The organism is Microbacterium sp. NPDC089695, from assembly GCF_044749085.1.
Taxonomy (GTDB): Bacteria; Actinomycetota; Actinomycetes; order Actinomycetales; family Microbacteriaceae; genus Microbacterium.
This window is the reverse complement of sequence record NZ_JBIVHG010000005.1, coordinates 1-3,110: the sequence shown is the minus strand read 5'-3', so window position 1 is coordinate 3,110 and position 3,110 is coordinate 1. Positions and strand designations below refer to the sequence as shown.

The following is a 3,110-nucleotide window of genomic DNA, read 5'->3' as shown; positions in this document are numbered from 1 at the left end:
GAAAAAGCAACCGCGATTCCGTTAGTAGTGGCGAGCGAAACCGGATCAGGCTAAACCGAGCGTGTGTGATAGCCGGCAGGCGTTGCATGTTCGGGGTTGTGGGACTTTTCAGTCATTTCTGCCGAGATGGCGGCGTTACAAGAAGGTATAGACGAACGGTCTTGAAAGGCCGGTCATAGAGGGTGCCAACCCCGTAGTCGAAATGCTTTGCTTGGCGCGAAGAGTATCCCAAGTAGCACGGGGCCCGTGAAATCCCGTGTGAATCTGTCAGGACCACCTGATAAGCCTAAATACTCCCAGATGACCGATAGCGGACAAGTACCGTGAGGGAAAGGTGAAAAGTACCCCGGGAGGGGAGTGAAATAGTACCTGAAACCGTTTGCTTACAAACCGTTGGAGCACCCCTGGTAGGTGTGACAGCGTGCCTTTTGAAGAATGAGCCTGCGAGTTAGCGATATGTGGCGAGGTTAACCCGTGTGGGGTAGCCGTAGCGAAAGCGAGTCTGAATAGGGCGATTCAGTCGCATGTCCTAGACCCGAAGCGAAGTGATCTATCCATGGCCAGGTTGAAGCACGTGTAAGAGCGTGTGGAGGACCGAACCCACTTAGGTTGAAAACTGAGGGGATGAGCTGTGGATAGGGGTGAAAGGCCAATCAAACTTCGTGATAGCTGGTTCTCTCCGAAATGCATTTAGGTGCAGCGTTGCGTGTTTCTTGCCGGAGGTAGAGCTACTGGATGGCCGATGGGCCCTACAAGGTTACTGACGTCAGCCAAACTCCGAATGCCGGTAAGTGAGAGCGCAGCAGTGAGACTGTGGGGGATAAGCTTCATAGTCGAGAGGGAAACAACCCAGACCACCAACTAAGGTCCCAAAGCGCGTGCTAAGTGGGAAAGGATGTGGAGTTGCTGTGACAACCAGGAGGTTGGCTTAGAAGCAGCCACCCTTGAAAGAGTGCGTAATAGCTCACTGGTCAAGTGATTCCGCGCCGACAATGTAACGGGGCTCAAGCACGCCACCGAAGTTGTGGCATTGACATTATTGGTAGGCCTTCGTGGTCCAGCCGTGTTGATGGGTAGGAGAGCGTCGTGTGGCCAGCGAAGCGGCGGTGGAAACCAGCCGTGGAGGCTACACGAGTGAGAATGCAGGCATGAGTAGCGAAAGACGTGTGAGAAACACGTCCTCCGAAAGACCAAGGGTTCCAGGGTCAAGCTAATCTTCCCTGGGTAAGTCGGGACCTAAGGCGAGGCCGACAGGCGTAGTCGATGGACAACGGGTTGATATTCCCGTACCGGCGAAGAACCGCCCAAGCTAATCCAGTGGTGCTAAACGTCCGAAGCCGCTCACCGGATCCTTCGGGATTCATCGGGTGGTGGAGCACGTGACCCCATGCTGGTGCGGTTAGCGTATTAACAGGTGTGACGCAGGAAGGTAGTCCAAGCCAGGCGATGGTTGTCCTGGTGCAAGTGCGTAGGCCGAGTCATAGGCAAATCCGTGACTCATTCAGGCTGAGACACGATGCGGATAAAAAGTGGATGATCCTATGCTGCCGAGAAAAGCATCGACGCGAGGTTCTAGCTGCCCGTACCCCAAACCGACTCAGGTGGTCAGGTAGAGAATACCAAGGAGATCGAGAGAATCGTGGTTAAGGAACTCGGCAAAATGCCCCCGTAACTTCGGGAGAAGGGGGGCCATCCACTTATACGGACTTGCTCCGAAAAGGGTGTGGTGGCCGCAGAGACTAGTGGGTAGCGACTGTTTACTAAAAACACAGGTCCGTGCCAAGTCGCAAGACGATGTATACGGACTGACGCCTGCCCGGTGCTGGAAGGTTAAGAGGACCGGTTAGCCGCAAGGCGAAGCTGAGAATTTAAGCCCCAGTAAACGGCGGTGGTAACTATAACCATCCTAAGGTAGCGAAATTCCTTGTCGGGTAAGTTCCGACCTGCACGAATGGCGTAACGACTTCCCAACTGTCTCAACCGCGAACTCGGCGAAATTGCATTACGAGTAAAGATGCTCGTTACGCGCAGCAGGACGGAAAGACCCCGTGACCTTTACTACAGCTTGGTATTGGTGTTCGGTGTGGCTTGTGTAGGATAGGTGGGAGACTGTGAAGCATGGACGCCAGTTCATGTGGAGTCATTGTTGAAATACCACTCTGGTCACTCTGGATATCTAACTTCGAACCGTAATCCGGTTCAGGGACAGTGCCTGGTGGGTAGTTTAACTGGGGCGGTTGCCTCCCAAAAAGTAACGGAGGCGCCCAAAGGTTCCCTCAACCTGGTTGGTAATCAGGTGTCGAGTGTAAGTGCACAAGGGAGCTTGACTGTGAGACTGACAGGTCGAGCAGGGACGAAAGTCGGGACTAGTGATCCGGCAGTGGCTTGTGGAAGCGCTGTCGCTCAACGGATAAAAGGTACCTCGGGGATAACAGGCTGATCTTGCCCAAGAGTCCATATCGACGGCATGGTTTGGCACCTCGATGTCGGCTCGTCGCATCCTGGGGCTGGAGTAGGTCCCAAGGGTTGGGCTGTTCGCCCATTAAAGCGGTACGCGAGCTGGGTTTAGAACGTCGTGAGACAGTTCGGTCCCTATCCGCTGCGCGCGTAGGAAGTTTGAGAGGATCTGACCCTAGTACGAGAGGACCGGGTTGGACGAACCTCTGGTGTGTCAGTTGTTCCGCCAGGAGCACCGCTGATTAGCTACGTTCGGGATGGATAACCGCTGAAAGCATCTAAGCGGGAAGCCGGCCTCAAGATGAGACTTCCATACCTTCGGGTGAGAGGCTCCCAGCCAGACTACTGGGTTGATAGGCCAGATGTGGAAGCACGGTAACGTGTGCAGCTGACTGGTACTAATAAGCCGATGACTTGATAACACACCGTTTGTTGGTGCTTGCGTCCACTGAGTGGTTCTCGATGTACGGTCGAGAACCGCATAACAATGACTTTGTCGTTATGCAACGATTGAAACATCAATAGTGTTTCGGCGGCCATAGCGTGAGGGAAACGCCCGGTTACATTCCGAACCCGGAAGCTAAGCCTCACAGCGCCGATGGTACTGCAGGGGGGACCCTGTGGGAGAGTAGGACACCGCCGGACTCCTTTTA

At 54.3% G+C, this 3,110-nt stretch carries 2 rRNA genes (1 of these 2 running past the window's edge); both read left to right on the top strand.

Features of this window, described 5'->3' with window-relative positions:
* Nucleotides 1–2,879 (top strand): 23S ribosomal RNA (locus ACIPYT_RS16995) (it extends 324 nt beyond the left edge of the window).
* Nucleotides 2,880–2,985: 106 nt separating this feature from the next.
* Nucleotides 2,986–3,102 (top strand): 5S ribosomal RNA (gene rrf, locus ACIPYT_RS16990).
* Nucleotides 3,103–3,110: the final 8 nt, after the last annotated feature.